The sequence below is a fragment of the Pelagibacterium lentulum genome, assembly GCF_003992625.1.
GTDB lineage: Bacteria > Pseudomonadota > Alphaproteobacteria > Rhizobiales > Devosiaceae > Pelagibacterium > Pelagibacterium lentulum.
In genome coordinates this window covers 15605-41598 of record NZ_RZMW01000037.1, presented here as the reverse complement: position 1 = coordinate 41598, position 25994 = coordinate 15605, and the positions used below count along the sequence as shown (strand labels likewise).

28 protein-coding genes are annotated in these 25994 nt (G+C 63.8%); 2 read left to right on the top strand and 26 right to left on the bottom strand.

What is annotated here, in order from left to right:
- Positions 1-72: 72 nt before the first annotated feature.
- The 10 genes from EO133_RS10905 to trbB are packed head-to-tail and all read right to left on the bottom strand — an operon-like array spanning position 73 to position 9544.
- Positions 73-1203 (bottom strand): TraB/TrbI/VirB10 family type IV secretion system protein, encoded by a 1131-nt coding sequence (locus EO133_RS10905; protein ID WP_127072677.1) that lies wholly within the window; start codon positions 1201-1203, stop codon positions 73-75.
- On the bottom strand, positions 1200-2252 hold the full coding sequence (gene trbG, locus EO133_RS10900; RefSeq protein WP_127072676.1) for a P-type conjugative transfer protein TrbG: 1053 nt from the start codon (positions 2250-2252) through the stop codon (positions 1200-1202). The genes EO133_RS10905 and trbG overlap by 4 nt, the downstream gene beginning before the upstream one ends.
- Positions 2249-2938, bottom strand: a complete 690-nt coding sequence (trbF, locus tag EO133_RS10895) for a conjugal transfer protein TrbF (protein ID WP_127072675.1) — start codon at positions 2936-2938, stop codon at positions 2249-2251. Before trbF ends, trbG begins: the two co-directional genes overlap by 4 nt.
- A complete protein-coding gene (gene trbL, locus EO133_RS10890) occupies positions 2935-4296 on the bottom strand; it encodes a P-type conjugative transfer protein TrbL (protein ID WP_127072674.1) in 1362 nt (453 codons plus the stop codon). The genes trbF and trbL overlap by 4 nt, the downstream gene beginning before the upstream one ends.
- Positions 4297-4299: 3 nt before the next feature.
- Complete coding sequence (gene trbK-alt / locus EO133_RS10885) at positions 4300-4581, bottom strand: putative entry exclusion protein TrbK-alt (protein WP_127072673.1); 282 nt, start codon at positions 4579-4581, stop codon at positions 4300-4302.
- Positions 4582-4598: 17 nt separating this feature from the next.
- Complete coding sequence (gene trbJ / locus EO133_RS10880; protein ID WP_127072672.1) at positions 4599-5378, bottom strand: P-type conjugative transfer protein TrbJ; 780 nt, start codon at positions 5376-5378, stop codon at positions 4599-4601.
- Complete coding sequence (gene trbE / locus EO133_RS10875) at positions 5375-7927, bottom strand: conjugal transfer protein TrbE (RefSeq protein WP_127072671.1); 2553 nt, start codon at positions 7925-7927, stop codon at positions 5375-5377. Before trbE ends, trbJ begins: the two co-directional genes overlap by 4 nt.
- Before the next feature lie 11 nt (positions 7928-7938).
- Positions 7939-8220, bottom strand: coding sequence for a VirB3 family type IV secretion system protein (locus tag EO133_RS10870; protein ID WP_127072670.1), 282 nt, complete (start codon positions 8218-8220; stop codon positions 7939-7941).
- Positions 8220-8549, bottom strand: a complete 330-nt coding sequence (locus EO133_RS10865) for a TrbC/VirB2 family type IV secretion system protein (protein WP_127072669.1) — start codon at positions 8547-8549, stop codon at positions 8220-8222. The genes EO133_RS10870 and EO133_RS10865 overlap by 1 nt, the downstream gene beginning before the upstream one ends.
- Positions 8546-9544: a P-type conjugative transfer ATPase TrbB gene (trbB, locus tag EO133_RS10860; protein ID WP_127072668.1), complete on the bottom strand. Its 999-nt coding sequence runs from the start codon at positions 9542-9544 to the stop codon at positions 8546-8548. The genes EO133_RS10865 and trbB overlap by 4 nt, the downstream gene beginning before the upstream one ends.
- Positions 9545-10027: 483 nt before the next feature.
- Here trbB and EO133_RS10855 point away from each other — a divergent pair, with 483 nt between their 5' ends.
- The gene (locus EO133_RS10855) at positions 10028-11299 is read left to right on the top strand and encodes a hypothetical protein (protein ID WP_127072667.1); all 1272 of its coding nucleotides are present in this window, start codon (positions 10028-10030) and stop codon (positions 11297-11299) included.
- Positions 11299-12453, top strand: coding sequence for a hypothetical protein (locus EO133_RS10850; protein WP_127072666.1), 1155 nt, complete (start codon positions 11299-11301; stop codon positions 12451-12453). Before EO133_RS10855 ends, EO133_RS10850 begins: the two co-directional genes overlap by 1 nt.
- A gap of 201 nt (positions 12454-12654) precedes the next feature.
- Here EO133_RS10850 and EO133_RS10845 read toward each other — a convergent pair whose 3' ends face one another.
- The 16 genes from EO133_RS10845 to EO133_RS10770 all read right to left on the bottom strand — a co-directional run bounded on the left by EO133_RS10845 (position 12655) and on the right by EO133_RS10770 (position 25749).
- Positions 12655-13083, bottom strand: coding sequence for a ribbon-helix-helix domain-containing protein (locus tag EO133_RS10845; protein ID WP_127072665.1), 429 nt, complete (start codon positions 13081-13083; stop codon positions 12655-12657).
- A gap of 4 nt (positions 13084-13087) precedes the next feature.
- Complete coding sequence (locus EO133_RS10840; protein WP_127072664.1) at positions 13088-15073, bottom strand: conjugal transfer protein TraG; 1986 nt, start codon at positions 15071-15073, stop codon at positions 13088-13090.
- A 24-nt stretch (positions 15074-15097) separates the two neighbouring features.
- Positions 15098-16837, bottom strand: coding sequence for a relaxase/mobilization nuclease domain-containing protein (locus tag EO133_RS10835; RefSeq protein ID WP_127072663.1), 1740 nt, complete (start codon positions 16835-16837; stop codon positions 15098-15100).
- A 248-nt stretch (positions 16838-17085) separates the two neighbouring features.
- The gene (locus EO133_RS10830) at positions 17086-17850 is read right to left on the bottom strand and encodes a lytic transglycosylase domain-containing protein (RefSeq protein ID WP_127072929.1); all 765 of its coding nucleotides are present in this window, start codon (positions 17848-17850) and stop codon (positions 17086-17088) included.
- Between the two features lie 2 nt (positions 17851-17852).
- Entirely contained in the window at positions 17853-18188 is a 336-nt protein-coding gene (locus tag EO133_RS10825; RefSeq protein ID WP_127072662.1) for a DUF736 domain-containing protein, read from the bottom strand.
- 69 nt (positions 18189-18257) lie between these two features.
- The gene (locus tag EO133_RS10820) at positions 18258-18803 is read right to left on the bottom strand and encodes a S26 family signal peptidase (protein WP_127072661.1); all 546 of its coding nucleotides are present in this window, start codon (positions 18801-18803) and stop codon (positions 18258-18260) included.
- Entirely contained in the window at positions 18800-19285 is a 486-nt protein-coding gene (locus EO133_RS10815) for a DUF2840 domain-containing protein (protein ID WP_127072660.1), read from the bottom strand. Before EO133_RS10815 ends, EO133_RS10820 begins: the two co-directional genes overlap by 4 nt.
- The gene (locus tag EO133_RS10810; RefSeq protein WP_127072659.1) at positions 19282-19536 is read right to left on the bottom strand and encodes a hypothetical protein; all 255 of its coding nucleotides are present in this window, start codon (positions 19534-19536) and stop codon (positions 19282-19284) included. Before EO133_RS10810 ends, EO133_RS10815 begins: the two co-directional genes overlap by 4 nt.
- Complete coding sequence (parA, locus tag EO133_RS10805) at positions 19533-20186, bottom strand: ParA family partition ATPase (protein ID WP_127072658.1); 654 nt, start codon at positions 20184-20186, stop codon at positions 19533-19535. Before parA ends, EO133_RS10810 begins: the two co-directional genes overlap by 4 nt.
- Positions 20183-21358 carry a replication initiator protein A gene (locus tag EO133_RS10800; protein WP_127072657.1) on the bottom strand — a complete coding sequence of 392 codons (1176 nt, stop codon included), beginning with the start codon at positions 21356-21358 and terminating at the stop codon, positions 20183-20185. The genes parA and EO133_RS10800 overlap by 4 nt, the downstream gene beginning before the upstream one ends.
- Positions 21359-21376: 18 nt before the next feature.
- Positions 21377-21658, bottom strand: a complete 282-nt coding sequence (locus tag EO133_RS10795; RefSeq protein WP_127072656.1) for a helix-turn-helix transcriptional regulator — start codon at positions 21656-21658, stop codon at positions 21377-21379.
- Between the two features lie 269 nt (positions 21659-21927).
- Positions 21928-22329 carry a single-stranded DNA-binding protein gene (locus EO133_RS10790; protein ID WP_127072655.1) on the bottom strand — a complete coding sequence of 134 codons (402 nt, stop codon included), beginning with the start codon at positions 22327-22329 and terminating at the stop codon, positions 21928-21930.
- A gap of 427 nt (positions 22330-22756) precedes the next feature.
- Positions 22757-22957, bottom strand: coding sequence for a hypothetical protein (locus tag EO133_RS10785; protein WP_127072654.1), 201 nt, complete (start codon positions 22955-22957; stop codon positions 22757-22759).
- A 76-nt stretch (positions 22958-23033) separates the two neighbouring features.
- Positions 23034-23450, bottom strand: a complete 417-nt coding sequence (locus tag EO133_RS10780) for a hypothetical protein (protein WP_127072653.1) — start codon at positions 23448-23450, stop codon at positions 23034-23036.
- Between the two features lie 197 nt (positions 23451-23647).
- Positions 23648-24679, bottom strand: a complete 1032-nt coding sequence (locus EO133_RS10775) for a hypothetical protein (protein ID WP_127072652.1) — start codon at positions 24677-24679, stop codon at positions 23648-23650.
- Between the two features lie 134 nt (positions 24680-24813).
- Positions 24814-25749 (bottom strand): DUF2493 domain-containing protein, encoded by a 936-nt coding sequence (locus tag EO133_RS10770; RefSeq protein WP_127072651.1) that lies wholly within the window; start codon positions 25747-25749, stop codon positions 24814-24816.
- Positions 25750-25994 lie beyond the last annotated feature (245 nt).

Genomic DNA, 25994 nt, shown 5'->3' with positions numbered 1-25994 from the left:
ATGTTGGTCATGCGGAACGATGCCAGATACGAGGCTAGGTCAGCTGCCGACGGTTGCGCCAGCTTATCATAGTCAACCTCCTGTCGTTTCGAGCACCAAATCTCTCGTCACAATGATCCTGACCGGGAAGCCGGGACGGATGGTGAGCGTCGGCGCAACCTGCAACTGACGCTGGACGATCTGCTGGCCGGCCTGGTTGATGGTGTCCTGGGCCCCGTCGCGGATGGCGCGGATCAGGCGGTCCTCGTCGCTGGTGGCCAGTTCCGCGCCGACCGCAAGCAGGGTCGAGAGGCCGGCGGCCTTCATCAGATCCCACCAGTGATAATCGACGCCATCCTCGAGCCCGGCATAGCCCGACGCATCCGCGCCCGGCAGGCGCTCCAGGACGATGGAACGGCCACCTGGCAGGAGGAGGCGGTTCCAGACGAGCAGGACGCGTCGCTGGCCAAAGGTCACGCCGTCATCATATTGGCCGATGATGCGCGTGCCCTGCGGGATCAGGAGCAGCGAGCCGGTCGGGCTGTCATAGACGTTCTCCGTCACTTGCGCCGTGATCTGGCCCGGAAGGTCGGAACGGATGCCAGTGATGAGCGCGGCCGGGATCACACTCCCGGCCTGAAGGATGTAGGGGGATGGCGGGGACATGACGCGGTCAGGCGCCACAGTCTGCCGGTCCACCGGGCCGTTGAGGAAAGCAGTGTGCCGATCCTGTTGGCCGGTCTGCCCCGCAAGGTCGAGGGCAGATAGGCCAGGCATATTGGGACCGGCAGCGGCTGTCTGGGGACGCGGCCCGGTCTGGAAAAACACGTTGCTCAAACGAGCCGCTTCTTCCTCGGCACGGCGGCGTTCCTCTTCGGGATCGACAGCAGGCGTTGCGATGGCGGGTGGTGCGACCGGCTGTCCACGCTCCTGGGCGCTGACAATCGGACGGCCGAGATCGCCGGGCAGCGCCGGCCCCAGGACGGGGCCGGTATAGTCGCGCGGCAGGCCGGACAGGCCGTCCGCCGTGGGCCGGTTTTCGGTCGAATAGAGTTCGCCGCCTCCCGGTCCCGCTTCGCGGGTCTGGAGAGCGTAGATCAGCGCGCCGCCGATGCCGAGAAGTGCCACCGCACCCACGCCTGCCAGCATCTTGCGGGACAGGCGGGTGACACGGGGCGGCTCGGCGCGCAGTCGCATGGGCGCGGCGGTATCGGTCTCGTTCATGAGGACGATCCTCCCGTGGGTGAACTGGCCGGCTGGCTTTCCGCCTGGCTAGGTTCGATACGGACGATCCTCACCACCTGCTGACGATTGCCACTGCCGAGACGCAGTTCGGCCGCGCCGAACAGGCGATCCACGATCAGGACGTTCTGATGGATGCGGCTATTGACGATCTGCGGCTCGCCGTCCGAGCCTAGGACGAACAGAGGCGGCATCTCGCCCTGCACGATCCCGGCCGGGAAGACGACATAGACACGGCGGCCATCGTCGAAGACGGAGATCGGGCGCCATGGCGGGCTATCGCCTTGCACCTGCAATCCGTAGCGATGATTGCGGGCCGAAGGTGCCGGGATGACAGGCGCGGCCGGAGCCATCTGGCGCTGGCTGGCAGGTGGTGTGGGATAGGCCCAGGCAACGGCAGGCATGTACGGCTCCTCCCGGGCATGCAGTTCCATCATGTAGAGGCGGCGATCGGTGGTAACGACGAGGTTGGTCGTGATGTCTGGCCGGGTCGGTTTGACGAGGATATGGACGCGGGCGTTCGCGCCAGATCCGCTCTCGGTATCGCCGATGATCCAGCGGGCGGTATCGCCTGCCGCGATCGGCCCCGCGCCGGTCAGGCTCTCGCCCGGCTCCAGCGCGATATTGGTGATCTGCCCGGGCGCGGCATAGACTTGGTAGAGCGCGCCTTCCGACCAGGGATAGATCTGGATGGCATTGTAATAGCCCTCACGGCGCGGTTCGACGCGGGCCGCGGCATTGGCGTTTTCGATGCGGGCGGTCGGTGTGCCGGCCGCGTCGCCGCCGCGCGCCACGGTCCAGGCCGGGGGCGTGTGCAGCAGCCGGGGGCTATCCTGGATCGAAGCCACTGGCGGGGCCGGCAATGGCGGCACAGAGTCGTCGTAGCTGAATTGCGGAACCCGGTTCGTCGCGCAGCCTGCGAGCATGGTTGCTGACAACAGCAAAGCCGGAAGGCCGAGTTTGCGGAAATCTGACAAGACGGGTCTACGGAAAGCCGGAAACGCGGCTTTACGAAAGATCGCACGGGTCATTGGCTCATCTCCCGCGACCAGGAGATCGCGTTGACATAGATTCCAAGGGGGTTGGCGCGCAGGCGCTCGGCGTTGCGCGGGGTCTGGATGACGATGGTCAGGATCGCGGTCCAGCGCTCGGTGGTGGAGAGCTGGCCGTTCTCATAATGGCGCTCGGTCCAGGCGATACGGAAGGAATCCGGCGATGCCCGGATGACAGATGAGACCTCGACCGCCACTTGCTGGCGGCCGACGCGGGTGAAGGGATCATTGGTGCGGACATAATCGTTGAGCGCCGCCGCGCCGCGATCCGTGGTGAACTCATAAGCGCGCAGCCAGTTCTGGCGCACGATGATCGCATCGGCCGGGATCGCGCGGACCTGCTCGACGAAGCGGCCGAGATGGAAGGCGATCTGCGGATCGGTCGGGCGATAATCGGCCACGGCCGGCGCAACCGTCTGTGCCTCGCCGAGATTGTCGACCTGCACCACCCAGGGCACGACAGTGCCACGCGCCGATTGCCAGACAAGGGCGGCAGCAAACCCGGCCGACAGGATCAGCGATCCGAAGGCCATGTAACGCCAGTTCCGTGCCTGCACGCGGGCAGAACCGATGCGCTCATCCCAGATTTGCGCGGCCTTCTGATAGGGCGTCTCGGGTTCCGGCGTCTTGCCGTAATGGGTTGCGGGTCGTCTAAAGAGGTTCATGAGCGGTCACTTTCAGAAAGGCTGACGGAGGAACCACCACCATGGCTGTCGCCGGAACGGACAGCGTGGGCGGCCATGGTGGTGCCGTGATTGAGGGCTTGGGAGCGCTGCATGCGCTGCGCCCAGGCCGGTGGACCATCGTTTTCGGAGGGGGAATTGGAGGGCATGGGGGTTGCGCTTCCGCCGACCGTGCCCATCGAGGAGCGACCGCCGGAGGCTTCAAATCCGCCCTTGATGCCATTGGCGTAGCTGGATTTCAGGCTATCGGCGGCACGGGAGGCGGCACGCTTGAGCGGCGAGGCGGTCGCGGCCGCACCGGCACGGGCAACACCGCCAAGACCGGAAGGGGCACCGGCCGCGCCGGACTGGTCCATGGAGCCAAGGGTGTAGGCCGAAGAGGCAGCGCCGGCGGCAAAGGCCCCGCCACGCGCGAGAGCGGCACCGCCCGAGAGTGCGGCAGCGCCGCCCTTTGCTGCGAGCATGGTCGCGCCTCCAGCGGCGACTGCCGCTCCGCCAACAGCAAGGCCCGTACCGACAGCGGCGCCGGCGCTGAGTTGCGGGCCACCGGAGACGAGGCCGGTGGCGATGCCGGGGCCGAAGATGCCGAGGCCGAGAAGGGAGAGAGCCGCCAGCACGATCGCCATGGCGTCGTCGATGGTCGGGGTCGCGCCGCCGAAGCCGGCAGTGAACTGCGAAAAGAGTGTTGAGCCGATGCCGATGATGACGGCGAGGACCAGCACCTTGATGCCGGAGGAAATGACGTTCCCCAGGACCCTTTCCGCCATGAAGGCGGTCTTGCCGAAAAGGCCGAACGGAATGAGCACGAAGCCCGCCAGCGTGGTCAGCTTGAACTCGATCAGCGTGACGAAAAGCTGCACGGCCAAGATGAAGAAGGCAAGGATGACCAGCACCCAGGCAAAGAACAGACAGGCGATCTGGATGAAGTTCTCGAAAAAGGCGATCCAGCCCATCAGGTCAGAGATCGAGTCGAGCATCGGGCGGCCGGCGTCGAGACCGGTCTGCGCCACATGGCCAGGGCGCATGAGATCGGCAGCCGAAAAGCCGGTGCCGGACGCCATCAGCCCGAGGCCGGCAAAGCTGTCGAAGACGATCTGTGCGAGGCTGTTCCAGTTGGAGATGATGTAAGCGAAGACGCCGACGAAGAGCGTCTTCTTCACCAGCCGGGCGATGATGTCGTCATCGGCACCCCAGGCCCAGAACAAGGCGGCCAAGGTGACGTCGATCACGATCAGCGTGGTCGCGATAAACGCCACCTCACCGCCGAGCAGGCCGAAGCCGCTATCGATGTAGCTGGTGAATATGCCCAGAAAGTTGTCGATGACCCCCGTTCCGCCCATGGCTCACTGCCCTCCGTTCGGAGCGGCAGGTGCCGGTGTCCGGCCGAGGAAGCGATCGCGGCTTTCGGCCCAGGCGGCAAGGCAGTCGGCATCGCTGGCCGCGGCCTCGCCAAGTTGCTGGCAGTGGCGGAGCGTTGCACGCAATGGATCGGCCGGAGGCTGAAGCGAGGGAGCGGTGCTGACCGGCGCAGGAATATCTTCGCGGGTTATCTCGATCACCGTCACTGTGATCGCAATCGCGACAAACACGATCGCCCCGATCCGGGCCAGCACCTTCCCGTCCATGGTCTTCCCTCCCGGCCTCAGTTGAACATCTGCGCGTTGCCGGGCTGGTAGCCCGACCCCGGCGTCAGGAAGCGTTCACGCTGGATGCGCCCCTGTTCGGCAGCCGCGGCGCGCTCCGCCTCCAGCAAGGCTTCCGCCCGGCCATTGGCCGAGATAACCGCGATCAGGTCGGACAGCTGCTGCGACTGAAGGGCGAGAAGCTGGTTGCCGGCCTGCGTGGCTTGCAGCGCGCCAACGGCGTTCTGGCTCTGGCCGACAAGCGCCGACATCTCAGTGCGGTTGGTGTCGATATTGCCGACGACGCCGGCCTGGACGCGCATCGCATCCTGCAAGCCCCCGACGGTATTTTCCCAGCGCGAGCGCGCATCGGCGATCATCTGGGCATCGGTCCCGGTCAGGGACAGGTTGCCGTAGTCCTGCTGGAACATCCGGTCGATATTCTGCACATCGAAAGCGATGTTCTGGGCCTGCCCGAGAAGCTGCTGGGTCCGCTGGACGTTCAGTTGGAGCTGCTGGAGCGAGGAATGGGGCAGGCTCGCCAGATTGCGGGCCTGGTTGATCAGCATCTGCGCTTCGTTCTGGAGTGAGGCGATCTGGTTGTTGATCTGCTCCAGGGATCGAGCCGCTGTCAGCAGGTTTTCCGCGTGGTTGGTCGGATCATAGACAATGCGGCCGAAGCCGAAGAAGGCATGGGCCGGTGTAGAGAGCACAGGCGCCAGGGCCAGCGGTGCGGCGAGCGCGAGAGCCAGTGCCGAGGCGCTGGCCATGCGGGTGAGCCGGGGCATTGTGCGCGTCATGGGGTAATCTCCTCTTCTTCCAGGGTGAATTCGGGCGCGTCGTCATTGAGGGTGACGGGCGAGAGGTCCTCGCTTTCGGTCGCGAGATTGGTTAGGTCGGGGATCAGGTCGGCGGCCCATGCAACACCGCGATGGCGCAACCACGCCGCAAGGAAGCCGTCGCTTCCATGCTCGGCATGGATGCGCGCGATGTCTGTCTGATCGGATTTGGAGGAGGCTGCGCAGAGGGCGAGACCGACTTCGGACAGCCCCAGCTCGAACAGGCGATTGCCGCGCCGGGACTGGCAGTAATAGTCCCGCTTGGGCGTTGCCCGCGCCAGGATCTCGATCTGCCGGTCGTTGAGACCGAAGCGGCGATAGATGGCCGTGATCTGCGGTTCGACGGCGCGCTCGTTCGGGAGCAACAGCCGCGTCGGGCAGCTCTCGATGATGGCGGGCGCAATATTGCTGCCGTCGATGTCGCTGAGCGACTGCGTGGCGAAGACGACGGAGGCGTTCTTCTTCCTGAGCGTCTTCAGCCACTCGCGGAGCTGACCGGCGAACCCTTCGTCGTCCAGCGCCAGCCAACCCTCGTCGATGATGAGGAGCGTCGGGCGGCCGTCGAGCCGGTCGCCGATGCGATGGAACAGATAGGAGAGCACGGCCGGGGCCGCGCCCGTACCGACCAGCCCCTCGATCTCGAAAGCTAGGACGTCCGCCGAGCCGAGTTGTTCGCTTTCGGCGTCGAGCAGCCGGCCATAGGCCCCGCCGACGCAGTAGGGCCGAAGGGCTTGCTTCAGGTCGTTGGACTGGAGCAGCACGGCGAGGCCGGTGATCGTCCTTTCCTCGACAGGCGCGGAGGCAAGCGAAGTCAGCGCCGTCCAGAGATGTTCCTTCACCTCAGGCGTGATCTGGATGTTTTCGCGCATAAGGATCGCGACGATCCAGTCCGCGGCCCAGGCGCGCTCGGCGACATCAACGATGCGGGCCAGCGGTTGCAGCGAGACTGAAGCCTCCGCTGTATCGGCCCGCTCGCCACCCAGATCATGCCAGTCACCGCCCATGGCGAGCGAAGCGGCGCGGATCGAGCCGCCGAAATCGAAGGCGAAGACCTGCGAACGCTCATAGCGCCGGAACTGCAAGGCCATGAGCGCAAGCAGCACCGATTTGCCCGCGCCGGTGGGGCCGACGACAAGCGTGTGGCCCACATCGCCAACATGAAGAGAAAACCGGAACGGGGTCGATCCTTCGGTCCTGCCATAGAGCAGCGGGGGTGCACCGAAGTGATCGTCACGTTCCGGCCCCGCCCACACGGCAGAGAGGGGGATCATGTGGGCGAGATTCAAAGTGCTGATGGGCGGCTGTCGGACATTGGCGTAGGCATGTCCGGGCAGCGAACCGAGCCAGGCATCGACGGCATTGACGGACTCAGGCATGGCCGTGAAGTCGCGTCCCTGCACGATCTTCTCGACCAGCCGCAGCTTCTCGGCTGCGCGGCGGGCATCTTCATCCCAGACGGTGACGGTTGCCGTGACATAGGCCATGCTCGCGACATCGGCGCCGAGTTCCTGCAAGGCCATGTCGGCGTCGGCTGCCTTGTTTGCGGCATCGGTGTCCACCAGCGCGGATTGCTCGTTGGTCATCACCTCTTTGAGGATGGCGGCAATCGACTTGCGCTTGGCGAACCATTGCCGCCTGATTTTGGTCAGCAACCGCGTCGCGTCTGTCTTGTCCATGAGAATGGCGCGCGTGCTCCAGCGATACGGGAACGGCAGGCGGTTCATCTCGTCGAGAAGACCCGGCGTCGTCGCACTCGGAAAGCCGGTGATGGTCAGCACTCGAAGGTGCTGATCGCCGAGGCGCGGCTCGAGTCCCCCGGCCAGCGGCTGATCGGCCAGCAGCGCATCGAGATAGATGGGTGTCTCCGGCACGCGGACGCGATGCCGGTTGGTGGAGATTGTCGAATGGAGATAGGTCAGGGTCTCGGCATCATCGAGCCATCGGCACTCGGGCATGAACCCGTCGAACAGCGCCAGAACGCGGTCGGTGCGATCGGCAAAGCCGCGCACCTGTTCCCAGGGGTTTACGCCCGAGGTCTCGCGCCCCTCGTAAAGCCAGGATTCGGAGCGTGCGGCGTCCTCGGCCGGAGGGAGCCACAGAAAGGTCAGGTAGTAGCCGGACACGAAATGGCTGCCGTTCGGCCGGCGGTCGTCCCCCAGGGACGATCCCTGATCGGCCTCACCCTCGAAATCGGCCTTGCGCTCCGCATCGACCAGTGCCGAGGCTGCATCGGGAAACGTGCTGTCGGGATAGGCCGAGGATGGGTTGCGTTGCGCTTCGACGAAGATGGCCCAGCCCGAGCCGAGGCGACGGAAGGCGTTGTTCAGCCGCCCGGCGACCGCGACCAGTTCGGCGGCGACGGCGGAATCGAGATCCGGCCCGCGAAACTTCGCTGTACGCTGGAAAGAACCGTCCTTGTTGAGCACGATGCCATCGCCGACAAGCGCTGCCCATGGCAGATAATCGGCAAGGCGGGCGGCGGTGCGGCGATATTCGGTGAGATTCATCATGGGTGTCGTCCTCACACCGAGAGATGACCGGGCACGCGCAAGTGCTGGCGCGCGACCTCGACAAAGAGCGGATCGCGTTTCGCAGCCCAGACGGCTATGAGGTGACCGACCCCCCAGATCAGGACGCCGGCAAACCAGAGCTGCAGCCCGAGGCCCACGGCTCCGGCCAGCGTGCCGTTCAGGATGGCGACGGAACGCGGTGCCCCACCCAGCAGAATCGGCTCGGTCAGAGCGCGATGGACCGGGACGCTGAAGCCCGGCACAGTGTCGAGCGCCTCGAAACTCACACCCATCAGATCAGCGCCCCGCCGCCGAAGCTGAAGAAGGACAGGAAGAAGGACGAGGCCGCGAAGGCGATGGAAATGCCGAAGACGATCTGGATCAGACGGCGGAAGCCACCACCGGTATCGCCAAAGGCCAGCGTCAGGCCGGTGACGATGATGATGATCACTGCCACGATCTTCGCCACCGGCCCTTCGACGGATTCGAGGATGGATTGAAGTGGCGCTTCCCAGGGCATGGAGGAGCCGGAGGCGAGAGCGGGCGCGGTCATCAGGCTCGCCCAGGTGAATGCGGCGGCAGTTGCCACATGATGGCGGATACGGAAGGCGCGACGGATCATGCAGAGTCTCCTTGATCGTGAGTGGTGTTGGGTTCTGAAAAGGTCGGGGAAATCCGGTAATCGCCGTCAGGGCCAAGCCCTTCGACGCGGGCAAGCTCAGTGAGTCGGCGCGCGGATCCGCGCCCCGCAAGGACGGCGACGAGGTCGATGGTTTCCGCGATCATGGCGCGCGGAACGGTGACGACGGCTTCCTGGATGAGTTGTTCAAGGCGGCGCAGCGCTCCGATACCGGAACCGGCATGAATGGTGCCGATGCCGCCCGGATGGCCTGTGCCCCAGGCTTTCAGAAGGTCGAGGGCTTCCGCCCCGCGCACCTCACCGATGGGGATGCGGTCCGGGCGCAAGCGCAGCGAAGACCGCACCAGTTCCGACAAGGTGGCGACACCGTCCTTGGTTCGCATGGCTACGAGGTTGGGCGCCGCACATTGCAGCTCGCGCGTGTCCTCGATGATGACGACGCGATCGGAGGTCTTTGCCACCTCGGCGAGCAGTGCGTTGGTGAGGGTGGTCTTGCCGGTTGACGTGCCACCGGCAACAAGGATGTTGGCGCGGGTGGCGACGGCTTGGCGCAGCGTTGCCGCCTGGTCCGCGGTCATGATGCCTGCCGCGACATAGTCGTCGAGCGTGAACACCGCGACGGCGGGCTTGCGAATGGCGAAGGCTGGTGCGGTCACCACCGGCGGCAACAACCCCTCGAACCGCTCCCCGGTTTCCGGCAATTCCGCCGAGACGCGGGGGCTGCGGGCATGCACTTCCACACCGACGTGATGCGCGACCAGCCGCACGATGCGTTCGCCATCGGCCGGCGACATCGTCTCGCCCGTATCGGCCAACCCGGCGGAAAGCCGGTCCACCCAGATGCGGCCATCCGGGTTCAGCATCACCTCGACGACGGACGGATCCTGCAGGAGGGTCCAAATGGCAGGCCCAAGCGCCGTCCGAAGCATGCGCGCGCCGCGGTCCACATTTGCCTGTTTGTGGTCGATGCCTGCCATCTCGTCCCCGTTCCACCGGGGAGGAGAGAGTGGGTCCCCGGATGGGGATGACTAAAAGAGACGCAAAACGTGCCGATTCAACAAGTTTCGGTCGTAGTAGTGGTGTGGCGTGCAAATACAGGAGAACGGCGGAAACCATGTCCCGCCTTCAAGGTTTGAGCGCTCCAGCGCAGCCGCCCGTTGATTCGATCGGTGTGCTGGATATGCCAGCTATCGGGACACTCCGGACATTGGCTGGACATGCGCGATCTGTGGTTGCACCTGCGAATCCCCCGACGTGGAGGGCGTACGAAGCAGATGTTTGCCACGTCGGTGACGAATAACCGGGTTGGGGCCGACTGCTACCCGATGGCTTATGGAACGTCACCGAAAAGCTACTGAGACAGTGCTGCTGGATGAGCAGTCTAAGATACGCTACACCTAAGGTGTGTGTGATGGTCAGCCCTCCTCGATGGCTGTTTACCAGCAGCGAACGGGGGATGTATGGCCACGGCGAACGACAAGGAAATCAAGGGTGCATGGGTAATTCACCATGGCCGCAAGCTCGTTCTCGACTTAAACGGGCCAGCGGAATTTCCCGCCATCAACGAGGCGGCGAAGGCTGCAACCCTCCTAACAAAACTCGGCCAAACAAACCAGGCAACCGTCTCCAAGGTAGAGGCCCGAGCGATCGCTGTGGCCTCCGGGCTCGATCCCCGTTTGGAGCTGAACGGCCTCCTTCAAGTCTTGGAACGTAAGCGTCTGATCGATCAGTCGAAAGACGATATCTCTATTTTGGGTGTCACGACGCGCGGCTCGCTAGGCCATGCTAGCGATATCTATAGTGAAGCCGAGCCGAGTACCTACGAGGAGGCGTCAATCACGCTGGCGGAGATTGCTTCGGAAGCGCCGATCCGGCGGGCTGACGTCTCGCAACGGATCGGCGATACGCACAAACTCACCAACTCCCAAGTTGGCGATTTTCTTGATCGTGCCGAAGGCATTGGTTTTGTCGACAAGGAAGGCGACGGGCATGACCGGCTGCTTTTTAACGGCAACCTGTTCCGACGGTCATCGGTCGCCAAAACCCAGAAGGTACTGGCCTCCCTTTCAGATGCGGATCAGCGTCTGGTCGCGGAGATCGCCGAACAATTGTCGAAGAGCGGTTGCTTGAGCGTGGCGCATGTCGAGAATGTTTTGTCGAAGCCGCTCTTTGAAAAGCTGGTCGCGGCGGCGGTCTATGATCTCAACGAGGTGACGAACGAGCGGGGCAGCCACGTGTATGTTACTGCTCCCTCAGCGTTCCACAAATTTGTCGATCCGATGGTGGACGACTGCTTCGACATGGCGAAGTCGCTTGTGGCGGCTCTCACCTATGGCATGGTTTCTCGGCCATCCTCCCAGGGCCGGATCGCCGATCTTCCTGCTCTCGTTGGCAAGCTGATTTCTGGCCGGGAGGTCGGCCCGACAACCTCAATCGGGCAGGACTATCGAGTCCTTGAGGTGAACGGCGTCGTCAAACTTCGGCGTGACGCAAACTACGCCAATCGTTACTACTTGCGCCTGGTTAAAAAAGAGGTGGGACAGCTCGCATTGCATGTACTTACACAAGGCAACGCTTATGCACAGTCCCTTGCCGATCTGCCCAGCGCCCCCATGGCGGGATACGTAGGCCCCGAGGAAAGCCGTATCTCGATTCGCAAAAAGCAATCCCCGTTGAGCAAGCGAGCTACACGGGATGTTCTAGAGGCCGTTCGCGGCGGACGGGTGCTTTGATGAACGAGAAAACGCAATCGCCCAAAGGGGCCGTATTGGAGGAGGTGCTGCGTGCGTACTTCCTCCGTGCCGGATTCTTCGTCATTCGTGGTGTCCCCTTCCGCTTTGCGGATGAAGACCTAACCGATGTCGACCTCTGGCTCTATGAGCGTCCGACTGGTACTTCTCGCCGAGTCCAGATTTGCGACATCAAATACAAGCAGCGTCCGAAGGCAGTGGAGCGCATCTTTTGGACGAGCGGACTGGCGGATGCACTCGATGTTGACGGGGCCTATATTGCAACGACCGATAAGCGGAAAAGCCTACGGTCTGTAGCAGAAAAACTCGACCTACAACTGATCGACGGCACAGACATTCAGCGCATTCAGAACAGTCAGACGGTACTCTACCCTGAGCGAATTGGCGATGAGCAACTGATCGCTGAGTTGCAGGCGGTAGATAAGAGTTTCCGGAACAAGAACCTCCAGGACGCAAGAATTGATATCCTCTCTGCCCTCTCCGAAGGGTTTGGCGCTCCGTCTGCGGTCAGAGCTCTGGAAGGTTTCTCCCGGCTGGCCACTGCCGCTGTTGCATACCACCCGGACTCACAGGCCGCTCGTTCGGCTGGCCGCTTGGCTTACCTTGCTGGGGCCATTGCTTGCCAGAGTCTTGACTACGTCAGCGTTGGTGCTGCATTTCGAACAATGGACGAGAGGCGTGACCTCATCCTGCGGGCCGTGCGGTTGGGGGCATTGGGTGACGGCAGTGGTCAGCAGACGCTTCGCTTGGCCATGGCCCTTGTTGAGAAATACGCCCCCGGCGGCAGGGCAACTGCTACAGCTGTCGAAGCTGGGTTAAAGCAAGACTTGGATAAAATCCCGGCCGAGATCGTCGCCGATCAAGCTGTGCGCCTCCTGAAATCGGACCAGCTATTTATGACCGGTCGGGAATTGGAAATGGCGAGTTATCGTATAGTGCTGCCGCCATTCGACGGTCTCAGTGTCCACACCAAGTCAATGCTCGGCGCGTTGCTCGACTATGCGAATATTGATCGCGAGCGGTTCGCGAACGCATGGAAATCGGACCCAGCCCAGGCCATCGCCTCTGCTCAAGCAATGACTGAGGACGTTGAAAAGGGCGTTTCACCGCAAGCCAACCTGTTCGGAGAGGCCTAGCCACTGAGACCGGAACGGACTCGTATGCTCACAGTCTGAGCCAACAACTGCTATCGGGCTCCTACCAACCTTTGTCACGTTTAAGTCGAAGAACGGCAAAGGGCCGCACATGGACCTGCATCTGCAAAATACCTGCCGTGCCGCGTCCTGTCCGATTGGCGCTGAAAGACAGTCGCTGACGACCTTTTCCTGCGGCCTTTTTCACCTCTCCGTCCCCTGCACATCCTCCGACACTTCCTGTCGAAGCTTCGGCCCCTGCGCGAGGCGGCGGCCGAGCGCGGCGATGAAGGCTTCGTAGCGCTCGCCGGCTTTGGCGCGCGCAGCCTGAGCGGCGGGTTCGGGCAAGGCGGGCGTGGTGGTGAGCCAGAAGCGGATGAACACCGCGAGGCTTTCGACGGCGATGCCGAGATCACGCTCGAGGCGCGTCATGCGGCGATCCAGCTGGTCGAGACGTCTGGCAACAACCGCCTCCCGGCGCTCGGCATCGTCGGGCGACAGGAACGAGGCGATGGCGGCTTCCATGATCATCGATTGCGACTGATCCCGCCGTGCCGCGAAATCCGCCAGGGCTTTCTCGACCTCCGGGTCCAGATAGGCCGTCACTTTCTTCTTCTTGCGCGGGTTGGTCATGGCACTACAGGTCCATGCCGTCATTGGGGTCCATCGCGACCTGACGCGCGATGCCCTGGGCGTGGCGGATCATGCGCCGATTTCGAATGGCGTCCTCGCCAGCGTCATCATGCAGCCCGGCCTCGAACTCGTTCTCGATGGGTATGTTCTTCTCCACCGGCTTCGCGCGGCTGAGTTCGGGTTGCAGCCGACGCTCGGATTCGGTTGGATCTTCATCCTCGAGCGGATACTCAGGCGATGCTTCGGAGCTCTCCGGCTGAGCCGGGATCGGGAGCGCGGTCCAGTCGTCGGGTCTGGTTTTGTCTGGCTGCGTCAACTCCGGGGGCGAAATCAGGCGTTCGGTGAAACGCCCATCCTCAAAGTAGCGCGCCTTTTTCGCCCGGATCGGCGGGATACCGGCGACCATGACGATCTCGTCGTCCGGGGGAAGCTGCATGATCTCGCCAGGTGTGAGCAACTGACGGGCGGTCTCCGAGCGCGACACCATGAGATGACCCAGCCAGGGCGACAGCCGGTGCCCGGCATAGTTCTTCATCGCCTTCATCTCGGTTGCCGTGCCGAGGGCGTCGGAGACGCGCTTTGCGGTGCGCTCGTCATTGGTGGCGAAGCTCACCCGGACATGGCAATTGTCGAGGATCGAGTTGTTCGGCCCGTAAGCCTTCTCGATCTGGTTCAGCGACTGCGCGATCAGGAAACTCTTGAGGCCATAGCCCGCCATGAAGGCGAGAGCGGATTCGAAGAAGTCGAGCCGCCCGAGGGCAGGAAACTCGTCCAGCATCAGGAGCAACCGATGCCGCTTCGTATTCGCCTGTAGATCCTCGGTTAGACGACGGCCAACCTGATTGAGCAGCAATCGCATCAACGGCTTGGTCCGGTTGATATCGGATGGCGGCACGACGAGGTAGAGCGTGGTCGGGCATTCGCCTTCCACGATGTCGCGGATCCGCCAGTCAGAGCGGCGTGTCACCTCGGCGACCACCGGGTCACGATAGAGACCGAGGAACGACATGGCTGTCGACAATACACCGGAACGTTCGTTCTCGGATTTGTTGCGCAGCTCACGTGCCGCGCTGGCAACGACGGGGTGTGGCCCCGCTTCGCCCAGATGCGGGGTTTTCATCATGGCGCGCAGGGTGGATTCCACCGGGCGCCTGGGATCGGAAAGGAACTTGGCGACGCCCGCCAGCGTCTTGTCCGGCTCGGCGTATAGCACATGCAGGATCGCGCCGACGAGCAGCGCGTGAGAGGTCTTTTCCCAGTGATTGCGCTTGTCGAGGCTCCCTTCGGGATCGACGAGGATATCGGCAATGTTCTGAACGTCGCGCACCTCCCATTCGCCACGCCGCACCTCGAGCAGCGGATTGTAGGCCGAGGAGTTCGGGTTGGTGGGATCGAAGAGCAGCACCCGGCCATGGCGGGACCGGAAGCCGGCGGTGAGCTGCCAGTTCTCGCCCTTGATGTCGTGGACGATGACCGAGCCCGGCCAGGTCAGAAGTGAGGGGACGACGAGGCCGACCCCCTTGCCGGATCGCGTTGGCGCGAAGCACAGCACATGCTCCGGCCCATCGTGGCGAAGGTAATCCTTCTCGTAGCGGCCAAGCACCACGCCATCGGGATCGAGCAAGCCCGCGGCCTTGATCTCGGGCTTTTCCGCCCAACGCGCCGAGCCGTAGGTGGCGACGTTCTTCGCCTCGCGCGCTCGCCAGACCGACATGCCGATGGCAACCGCGACGGCGATGAATCCGCCCGACGCCGCGATGATTCCGCCTGTGGCGAAGATCGGGGGCGCATAGGCCTCATAGAAATACCACCACCAGAAGATCGCGGGTGGGTAGTAGACCGGCACACCGAAGAGTTCGAACCAGGGCGGGCCGAGCTGAGGCTGATAGCCAAGGCTCCAGGCGACATACTGCGTCGCGCCCCAGGTGGTGGCGAGGATGATGAGAAAGACGATTGTGATCTGTCCCCAGAGGATCTTGGTCGCGGACATGGGCGGTGTTCCTTTCCGTTTGAGCTAGAGACCGAGGCCACGCTTGCGCCCGAAATCCCAATCGACGCCGCCGTCGTCGCGGGCGACGCCGGAAACGTGGCGGCCGACCTGCTTCTCAATGGAGGGCGACCAGGGCACGAGCTGGAAGCCGAGGCCGTCGTCGATCATGGCAAAGCGGCCCGAGGCGAGCGCGAGGCGCTGACGATAGGTGCCGGAAACATACTCGCCGCTGCCGACATGGTTGAATGGTAGGCCGGTTTCACTGGCCAGCTTCTCCCCGAGCGCACTGACCTCGCGATCACGCAGCGTGTTGAGCAGTCGGCGCGCGAAGACGACGCGCCCGCCTTGTCGCTCGGCAAAGCCCTCGCCGATCAGATGCTCCGCGCGCTGATCCATCGCCTGGCGGACTTCCGCGCCGAAGCCGCTGTCTGAGAGCGCAATGGGTTCGCGGGCGATGGCCTGCCGGTCGAGCCAGGTCGCGCCTGTGGCACCCACCTGTGCGCCAAGATCGAGATCGGAGCGGACGGCGAGTGCGACGCGGCGCGCGCCCCGTGCATCCTCATAGGCGCGCAGCTCGACGATCGAACCCGGTGGGCTGTCTCCGGCGGCATCCAGATGCGGAAACTTGATGTGATGGGTCCGGCCATCGACACCATCGACGACCGCATAGGCGGTGCCTTTCAGCTCATCATCAAGGCCGCGCTCCATCAGGCGGCCAATGACGGGCACCTCGAGGCTTTCACCTGCCAGGACATAGCTGGCGGAACCGCGCTCAATGCCACGTTCGATCAAGGCGCGGTGCATGCGTTTGATGATGTCGCTGCGCTCGCCCAACTCGCGCAGCACCGTTTCAGCCTCAGGCTTGATGAACCATTGCGAATGGCCGATCTGTCCGGCGACGCCCAGTACCTCCAGTTTGCGCAGCCGGCCGACTTTCAGCGTATGGAACTCATCGGGCTGGTGGTCGGGGAGCGGCGCCAAATCGAGGATGCCGGATTTTCCGGCGTCGCGAACAAGCTGCCGGTCGAGCTGGGTCCAGCGTTCTGCCTCGATCTGGGCCTCCAAGGTTCGGCGGATGTCGAGATCGGTGCGCGGCCCCAACTCCAGGGTGATGAGATCGCGCGCCCGGTCGCGCATCCCCTCCTTGATGTAGTCGCGGGAGATCACGAGGTCCTGGCCATCGTCGCGCATGCCGCGCACGATCAGATGGACATGGGGATGCGCGGTATTCCAGTGATCGACCGCTACCCAGTCGAGCCGGGTGCCGAGGTCCTTCTCCATCTGCCCGACAAGATCGCGGGTAAAGGATCGCAGGTCGGACATTTCTGGGGCCTCGTCGGGCGAGACGATGAACCGGAAATGATGCCGGTCGTCACCGCAGCGCTCGGCGAAGGCACGGCCATCCGCATCCTCGGTTCCCGGCCCGAACAGCCGCGCCTTCTCCCCATCCCGAGTCACGCCGTCGCGGCGCAGATAGTCGAGATGGGTTCCGAGCGGTGCGGAACGCGCGCTGTGGCGGACAACCCGCGCCTTGACCACGGCGCCGCGCGTGCGGGATGTGATGAAGCGATTGGCCTGGATGCTGGCCCGCTGACCGCGCCCGAAGCGGGATCGGTTTCCGGAGGTGACGCGGCCGGATCGCGAGACACCGCCGCCCGCCTTCTTTGCCGCGGCGAGCGCCTGCGCAATGAAGGGCCGGGCAGCCTGAGCACGGGTCGAACGGATGCGCCCCGGACGGATGCGGAACTCGTGCTCATCGGACATGGCGCGGCCCTGCACGGTGCAAAACAATGCGGAAATTCAAGGCGATGGGCGTGGAGCGCACGGTGCGCGCCAGCGCTGCACGGTGCGGAACGCGCCAGAAACATGAACAAAAACAACCGCCCGCCTGAGCCACACCGTGCGCCCTTTTATCCTGCCATCCTTCGGTTGTGGCGCCTGCCGCCACCCCTGGCGCCCTCCATGCTGCGCCAGCACACGATGCGATGCGATGCGAATTGCGTTGCCACTGGTCATGGCCGGTCCTCGGCGGCATTGCGGGCAACGAAGAGGCCTTCTTGGGGCAAGGCCATGAGCCTTTCCGGTGCTGCCGGGAGGAGCGAAGGGGCCTCGTCAGGCGCGCGATCCTGCAACGCTGGATCGGCGGGAAAAACGCCATCGTCACGCGCAACGAAGATCGCCGCCTCGCGCCAGTCGAGCGATTGGGCAACAGCTGAAGCGGAGGCTGAGGGTTGCTCGCCAAGCAGAAGGGGCGCAAGCGAAGCGACATAGGCGCGCGTCTCGGCGGGTAGCGGACGATCCGTCGAGCGGTATTCGTCGTAGCGGCCGGGACCGGCATTGTAGGCCGCGAGCATCGCACCGACATTGCCGTAGCGATCCCACATCTCGCGCAGGTAAGCCGCGCCTGCGAGGATGTTGTCGCGTGGGTCATAGGGATCGAGGCCGAGACGATAGCGGATGCACAGCTCTGCCCAGGTGTCTGGCATGATCTGCATCAGCCCCATTGCGCCCGCCGAGGAAATGGCGCGGATATCGCCGGCGCTTTCCGCGCGCATGACGGCGATGATCCAGGCCGCTGGAATACCGAAGCGTTGCGACGCCTCGGTGATATATGCGTCATGCGGATGCGCGGCGACGGCGCGATCCGGCACGGCGATCTGCGCCAGAACCGGCGGTGTTGCGGCTGCGGAGAAGAACAGGCCGGAAAGAAGAAAGAGGACGATGCGGCGGGCTGCGCCGCATCTGCCGGTGGCGGGACGAAGGCAGGAGATGATCATGATCATTCCTGCTCGCCGCGCTTCTTCTGGCGGGTCCAGTGCAGGCCCCAATCGCGGCCGGTCTCGTCCGACTGGAACAGGCGGGCGCGGATCGGTTGCTGAAAGACGGGGTCGTCGAGCAGGACGGAAATGAACGTCCCGGCGCGTTCGCCGGAGTGTTTCCAGCCTGCGCCGACTTCCGGTCCGTCCTCGTCGCCCAGGTGAATGCGATAGGCGGGCGCATTCTCTGACTCTGCTTTGTCCGTCCGAACAAAGGTCAGCTCGACGTCGAGCGATAGAGTGCGGACCTGCCCGGAATAGCCGGACGGGGTACGCGTGAATTGACCGATCTGTGCCACTGAAGGCTCCTTTCCTTTTGCGGTGGGACAGGTGCGAGGCCGCTGACACGCCCCGCTGTTGGCGCGCCGTCACCGCATCGGCGTGCGCCAATTGAGGCGGCCATCGCCGTCCTCGTCGGTGAAAAGCGGGGTGGCCCGGCCGATCACCACTGATGCGGGGAGCGGACCGAAATAGCGGCCATCGAGGCTGTCACCGACGTCCGGGTTCATCAGGAAAACTTCGCCGTCAGCGATGATGCGGCAGCCCTGCCAGACCGGCAGGTCGCGGCCTTCGTGGTCGCGGTCGCGGGCCTCGCCGAGCGTAACGGCATCGACCGTGATTGAGCGGCCGCCGCGGCATGCGAGCTGCCCCGGCAGGCCGATCACCCGCTTGAGAAGCGGCGCGCCGCGTCCGATGTAGCCGCGTTCGACCATGAAGGAGGCGACGGGCTCAGGCGGCATGACGGCAACGAGATCGGGCACCTCGATCCGCTCGGCCGGCGCGATGGTATAGAAGCCGATCGGCACGCTGGCCGATGCGTTCCAGACCAGCCTGGGCGATGTCGGAACGAAGCTGGCGATGACGATGGCGAGCGCAGCCACAGCCGTCACCATGACATAGGTTGCGCGGGTCATCTTCCGACCTCCCGGCGCCGGAGCCATGCCCGGTGGCGGGCCTCGGAATAGGGCCGCGGCGCTTCGCCCGCGCGCATCCAGTGGGCGACATGCCGCCAGTGATCGGGGTCGACATCAGCTGGATCGATGCCGAGCGCCTCGACGCTATCGACATGGCGAAGGACGCCCTCGACGTGTCGCCAGCCCTCGATCCTCAGAAGGATTTCGCCGCCCGGACGGACGAAGGGCAGCGTCTGATAGGCATTGCCGGGTGCCACGGCGCGCACGATGTCGATGCGCGAGATGATGGTGCCGTAGTCGTTCGCCGCCCAGCGGACGACGGCGAAAATGGCACCGGGACGAAAAAGGACGACACGGCGGTTGCGGTCGAGGATCTGAGCTCCCGCTTCCTGACCGAACCTGATCCAGTATTCGATTCGTTTCTCCACCCACGTCAGTTCCACGCGGGTTAGATCATCCTGGTGTGCTGAGGCGCTGATCATGAGCGATCTCCTGATGGGTCGGGAAACTCGCGCGCGAGCAGTTCACGCAGCATGTCCGCGACAGTGATGCCGCGGCTGAAAGCGGCGACCTTGATGCGGCCGCGCATCGCGGGCGTGACATCGATGGTCAGCCTGGCCGTATTGGCCGACGCAGCGCCTTCGCCTTTCGTGGATCCGTCCCCGGCCTTGATCCATCCGTCGGGATCGACCGGGCGGGCTGCAAACCCTCGGCGGGTCGTGCGCTCACTCATGGCGCAATCCGCTCGATACAAAGCCTGCCGATCTCGGTGACAAGCGCGGCAATCTCGCGCGCGGCCGGGGAGCGCTCGTCGATCTCGCGGGCCAGCCGCCCGGATTGCGCGGCGTCGGCGAAAACGACGCGCTGGCCGATGGTGCTCGCGAGCAGCGGAGGATCATGGTCGGCCAGTGTCTCGGCCGTTTCGCGGGCGATGATGGTGCGCGCACCGCAGCGGTTGAGCACGAAGCGTGCGGCGATCTGGGGCCGATAGATGCGGGCCTCCGCAAGGAGGGTCAGCATTTCGGCCGAGGCCCAGCCATCGAGCGGTGATGGCTGCACCGGGATCAGCGCGAGGTCGGCAGCGAGAAGCGCAGAGCGCATGAGGCTGGCGACACGCGGCGGGCCGTCGATGACGATCATGTCGGCGTCCCGGGCGAATTCGGGGGCCTCGCGATGCAGCGTGTCGCGCGCTAGGCCGACGACGCCGAACAGGCGTGGAAGACCCTCATGGGCACGTTGCTGGGACCAGTCGAGCGCGGAGCCCTGCGGGTCGGCGTCGATCAGCGTGACGCGCTTTCCCCGGCTTGCCAGTTCACCGGCAAGATGCAGCGCCAGCGTCGTCTTGCCGACGCCGCCTTTCTGGTTGAGGAGCGCGATGATCATCGGCGTCCTCCCGGCAGATCGCTGGAAAGGCGGGGCGTGTCGGGACTGTTGGACGGCGTATCTTCGTCTTGATCGGGTACCGGTCGGGACGAGGATGGGGCGACAGATGCCCTCTTCTTCGCCGCCATGCTGAGGCTTCTGGCGGTGTCGCGGATGAGATTTTCCACATCGCGCGCGCGCTCTTCAAGGTTAGACTCTTTGTTAGACTCTAAGTTAAGGGCGCGATTTCGTGTGGGATTTCCGTGCGTTAAGCCCCGTTTGGGTTCCTGATAGCACGAGCCTTGGGTTCCCGATAGCACGATAGTCCGGGTTCCTGATAGCACGAGGCCGTCCACAGGTTTTCCACAGGGCGCGGCTGGCTCGAAGGCGAGCAGCATCCGCCCGCCGATCTCGGCCTCCAGGAACAGCGTGTAGCCCGGCAGGGGCTGGCGCCGGATGATGTCGCGCAGCTCGAAAGCGAAGCGCTTGAACGGCGACAGGGAACCGGATTTCTGGTGGAGATGGCGGAAGTCGAAGCGCCAGCCATCGCGCTGGCGGCCGCCGTGCTTTCGCACGATCCGATAGAGCCAGCGGTCGAGGCCACCGGTCAGATCGAAATAGGCCCGGTCGATGGTCAGCACGAGCGCATCGTCGAGAACGGCCTGGTAGAACCAGTCCGGCACGATCATCTCGATGCCATCCGGGCGGCCCTCGCGACTGGTGCGCTCCTGCCATTCGTTAATCCAGGAGAAGCGATGCCGACGCCCCTCGCCCGGCTGGCGGATCGAGGTGGAAATCGTGGTCGATTGCAGCCGGTCGAGGCCTGCCTTAAGCCGCTGATAGTCGCGCAAGCTGGTGCCGCGCCCGACATAGGTGAGGATTTCGTAAGGCGTCGCGGCCATCAGCCGGGAGGTGCGAAGCCCGGCGTCGCGGGCTTCGACGAGCTGGCTGGCGGCCCAGATCAGGATGTCGGCATCCCAGATCGTGGCCATGCCGTGGTCGGGAACGGCCTCGACCCGGATGGTGACGTTGCCGGCCTTGAAGTCTATCGGCGCGATACGCTTCGATTTGGCGAGGGAGAAGAAGGGATAGGCCATGAGATCCTGCGCGTCTCGTGGCGCGAAATCGCCGGGGAGCGCCCTGAACAGGTCGAGCTGACCGCGCTCGGAAAGGGAACGACGTCGCACCGCCATGAAGAGAACCGCGCGCCGTCAGCGCGCGTAGCGGCCGGCCTGAGGACCGGACGGGAGGGCGTGGCGCTTTGCGGGCAGGACGGAGCCGCGCGGATCGGAGGTGGAAGTCACGGCACCGCGATCGGCCCAGGATTGGAGATCGTCGATGGCATAGACGACACGGCCGCCGAGCTTGCGGTAGGCCGGACCGGTGCCGTAGGTGCGGTGTTTTTCGAGCGTTCGCGTAGACAGGCTGAGAAACTCGGCAGCCTCCTTGGTCCGTAGGTAACGTGGCGGGAGTACGGCGAGATCGGGTCGCATGGATCGGGCCTCCGAGGGGTTCGTTGAGGCCGCTGGTGCTCAGCGGCTGACGAAGGCCACGATGGCGGAGAAAGGCCGGCGGGTTGCAGGGCGAAATCTGGGGGTACGGAAATCGCCCCCCTCCCGGCGTTCGGCTATTAAACCCTATCCAGTTCAACCGAGGGCTTTGGCCGCGGTGAAGGTCAAGCATCGGGGGGCACGGTGATAGCGATCTGCCGCGAACATGAAAAACCCGGCGCCTTTCGCCGCCGGGCCACTGGCCTTCCGCGTCAGAACGGCACGTCATCGTCGTCGATGAACTTGCCCTCGTCGTTCTCGGTCTGCTTGGCCCGGCTCAGGAAATCGACCGTCTCGGCGATGATCTCGCAGCCATAGCGGTCAACCCCTGCCGCATCGGTCCACTTCGTGTAGTGGATGCGGCCGCGAACCAGAACCTTCATGCCCTTGTCGCAATGCTGCTGGACCGTCCTGCCGAGGCCGTTGAAGCAGGTGATGCGGTGCCATTCCGTGTCTTGGATCCGATAGCCGTTCTCGTCGCGAAGGACGCGGCCTTCCGAGTAGCGGGGGCGCGAGGTGGCGAGGGTAAAGTGGGTGATGGAAGTCCCGCCCTGAGTGGTGCGGGATTCCGGGGCCTGACCGATATTGCCGGCGAGGATGACGATGTTCTGCATTTTCAAGTCTCCGTTGCTTCTCGGAGGGACCATCCCTCCGACGAGACCCGGCCAAGGCCGTCGGGAGACTCCCGCAACTGTCGGCGTGCCGACAGCCTGCCCTTTAGGCCCGGAGTGGTGCGGGCAGCCGCCTCCTGCGCGGCAACTCGGTCCGGAGCCGCGGGGGTTGCTGGTGGAAACCGAACGGACTTAGGGGATCAGTCAGGCGGAGGGAATGGTGCTTTCGAGGGCAGACCGGAGATGCACAACCAGTTACATCGTCAATGCCGGTAATAGCGACCCTTCAGCCCCCTGAACCGGACCCATTTGGTACAGCACCTGTCGCCCCTATTTTCCTTGGCTGCCCTCGTGTTTGCCGCAGGAAGGTCGCACTGTCCGGGATGAGAGCGAATCCGCTATCGGGTTTCCGGGCACGGAATCACCTGTTTCAACGTCCGAGCCGGACCAGCAGCACTGCGGCGAACATAGTGAAGGTGATCGCGGAGGCGCTCACGGAATGAAGCGCCAACGCGGCAGGTATCGACCGCTTGGCGACTGCGGGATCCATGCTGATGTCACATTTCAATGCCGGGGTGCCGCAGCGCGAGAATGATGGCGGCGAGGCCGCGATGAAATGATTGCTCACCATTGGTGCGGGCACCCAATGCCCGGCGGCGCAAGCCACCGGGTTTCCCTTGTGGAAGCAGAAGATCGAAGCCACCGTTTCAGCGCGAGAATACCGACTCGCCGAGGGCGTTCAGATTGACGATGGCCGAGACTCCGATAACAAGCCCGCCGATGCCGCCGAGCAGATTACGGGCGAGACTCGAGTCGATGGCGTTTTTCGTGATGCCATAGACCAGCGCATAGCCCGCGATGACAGCAGGTACGGCGAAGAGGGCAAGCGCGATGAAGCGTAGGACCGGGTTCCTGGCGAAACCGAGAACCACGAACACCAGGGCGATCGACAGCAGAGCGGCCCCAGCCGCGGCGACGCCGGACATCAGGACGCCCCCTCCCGCGCCCCAGGCATATTGCGCGGAAGTGATGGCGGCCATGACAGGCAAGGCGTAGATCGCGAGATTGTAGGCGATCACGCAGGCCGCGATGGTCAGCGAGATGGCGAGCAGGATCAGCGTCATGGAGGCCTCCAGATAAACGCTTGGGGATCACGACAGGCTGCCGGGAGGTACGCTCCGCCTGCGACTATGCTGCTTCGCCGGTTCTTCAAGGGTGGGCATTGGACCCGGAATAGTATCCGAGGTCAAGGTGTGTGCGAAGGGGACCTCGCCATCCGCTATGGAAGGCAGCTATACGGATGGAGTGCGCGGCTTACGTCTCAATCACTGTCCTTCCAGCTTCGTACCCATTTCTCGATGTTCATCGCGTGATTGGCCACTGGCCAACCGACCAGTTCCTGAATGCGGCCGCCAACTTCGGGATTGATGTCAACCACAGTTACCTCGGCTCGCCCCGTAGGCGCGCTGCGTTTGCCATCTGCACGTAGTTGTCCGCTCTCCTGATTGTGAAACCCGCATCTTAGGATGAAGCGTGCATGGAAGTCGGCCTCGGCGAGTGAATATCCAAGAAAGCGCACATCTGATGCGGTGCTCAGAACCGATACTACTTCGCGCCACAGCGACTGGAAGACGGGGCCGGCGAACTGCTTGTTGAAGACGGGCGGCACTATTAGAGGCATGTAGATGCGTCGCTCTGACTTTGGCGCACGGTAGGGTCTGAAAGCGTAAACGGCATCGCCATCTTCCCCAGAGAGCAAGAACTTCTTGGTGCGCTTGAGATGACGACCTGATGACCGTTCATACCAGTTCAAGGATCCATGCGGCTTCAATAGGCGACAACCGGCCCACCTGCGAGTGAAGCCATAGTTCTGACGAGAGAGCGTCTCGCCGAACAGCAATTCGTCAAGTATAAGGTCCCAATTGAAGGAGATGATCTGCGCGTTCTCATTTTGCATTTGTTTAGCCAGTTTCGACAGCCATGTCGGCGGCTTCGCGAGTGCCTTGCGCTGAAGCTCATGAAACCAGCCGGCAAGTTCCAGGAGGAAATCCTGACGCCGTTCAGCTAACTGCTCTACAGTAAAGCGGCCCGTCGCTGGACGGCTCGAGTCGAATAGTTCCTCGTTCGCCTGTATTTCCGACAATAAGCGTTCGACATTGACGAACGTGTCGTCCCGGGACGGATTGAAGGACGGATGATGGAAGCGGATGATATCTGCCATGCCATCTGCGATGCCAGCACTGATCAGGCGAGGCCAAATTTGTTCGACTAACCGGCTGATCGTGGGAAATCCAAGACCCGCGGAGAACCCGGCACCGATCACGTACACAACTGTGCGTCTGGTTGCTGCCATATTTCCAGCCCCCTCTCTACCCCATGCAAGAGTCCGTATATTGCCCCTAACAACTAGACTTATCCAGCAGCGCCTGCTTTGCGGAACCAGCAAGCTCGGCATCGAATATTACCTGAAGCACAGCGGGCGGCGCTTTACGCGCCACCCTCGAACTTCATGACCGGGATGCCGAGCCTGCGCGCCTTGTCCGCGAGGTTCTCCTGAATCCCGGTGCCGGGAAAGACGAGGATACCGACGGGCAGGACGTCCAGCATGGCATCGTTGCGCTTGAAGGGCGCGGCCTTGCCGTGTTTCGTCCAGTCGGGCCGGAAGGCCACCTGCGGTACCTTGCGGTGATCGGCCCAGCGGGAGGCGATCAGTTCGGCGCCCTTCGGCGAGCCACCGTGCAAGAGCACCATCTCCGGATGCTTGGCATGGACCTGATCGAGCTTCGCCCAGATCAGCCGGTGGTCGTTGAAGTCGGCACCGCCGGTCACGGCCACCTTGGGGCCGGCGGGCAGCATCACCTCGGTCTCGGCTCGGCGCTTGGCGGCAAGGAAGTCGCGGCTGTCGATCATTGCGGCGGTCAGGTTGCGATGGTTGACCATCGAGCCGGTGCGCGGCCGCCAGGCGCTGCCGGTATGGTGCTCGAATGCCTCGGCGGCAATATCGCGGAAGAGTTCAATGCTGCCGCGCCGTTCGATCAGGGTCTGCCCCTCTGCTGTCAGGCGTTCGAGTTCGACCGACTTCACCTCGCTGCCGTCCTGTTCCCGCTGAAGCCGGCGTTGTGCCTGCTCATTGCCGTCGAGATCGCGTTCGACCCGACTGGTGGCGCGGTGAAAGAGATTGACGGTTCCCCAGAGCAACTCTTCGAGATCGGGTTCGAGTCGGGTGTCGCCCAAGGTCGCCACAAGCGCGTCGAAGATGTCGGTGACGGCGGCGGCGACGGTATTGCCCTCGGGCAGCGGCCTCGGATCGGGTTCATCCTGGAAGGGACGCCAGCCATAGAGCTGGAGTTCGGAGAGGGCGTGAACGGTCTGGGAGGAGGTATGGACCGGCTCGGCACCTGCATATTCGGGATCGGAATTCATCGGGAGCGTCCTTCGTCTGGTGACCGCGCCCATCGCGGCCTTCACAGGCGTCGAAGCGCACGGGCGGGACGGACTGGCAGCACTCGTGTTTCCGCGAGGGCCTTGATGGCCAAGGCCGACTATTTTGTTTCGCGCTGCAAAGCGTCCGCAGGATGCGGCGGAAAATAGTCGGCCGCCGCCATTGCCTGTCCGGCCCGATTGTGTGCCGATCGCCCTCTTGAGAAGGCCGTGGGCGCGGGACCCTC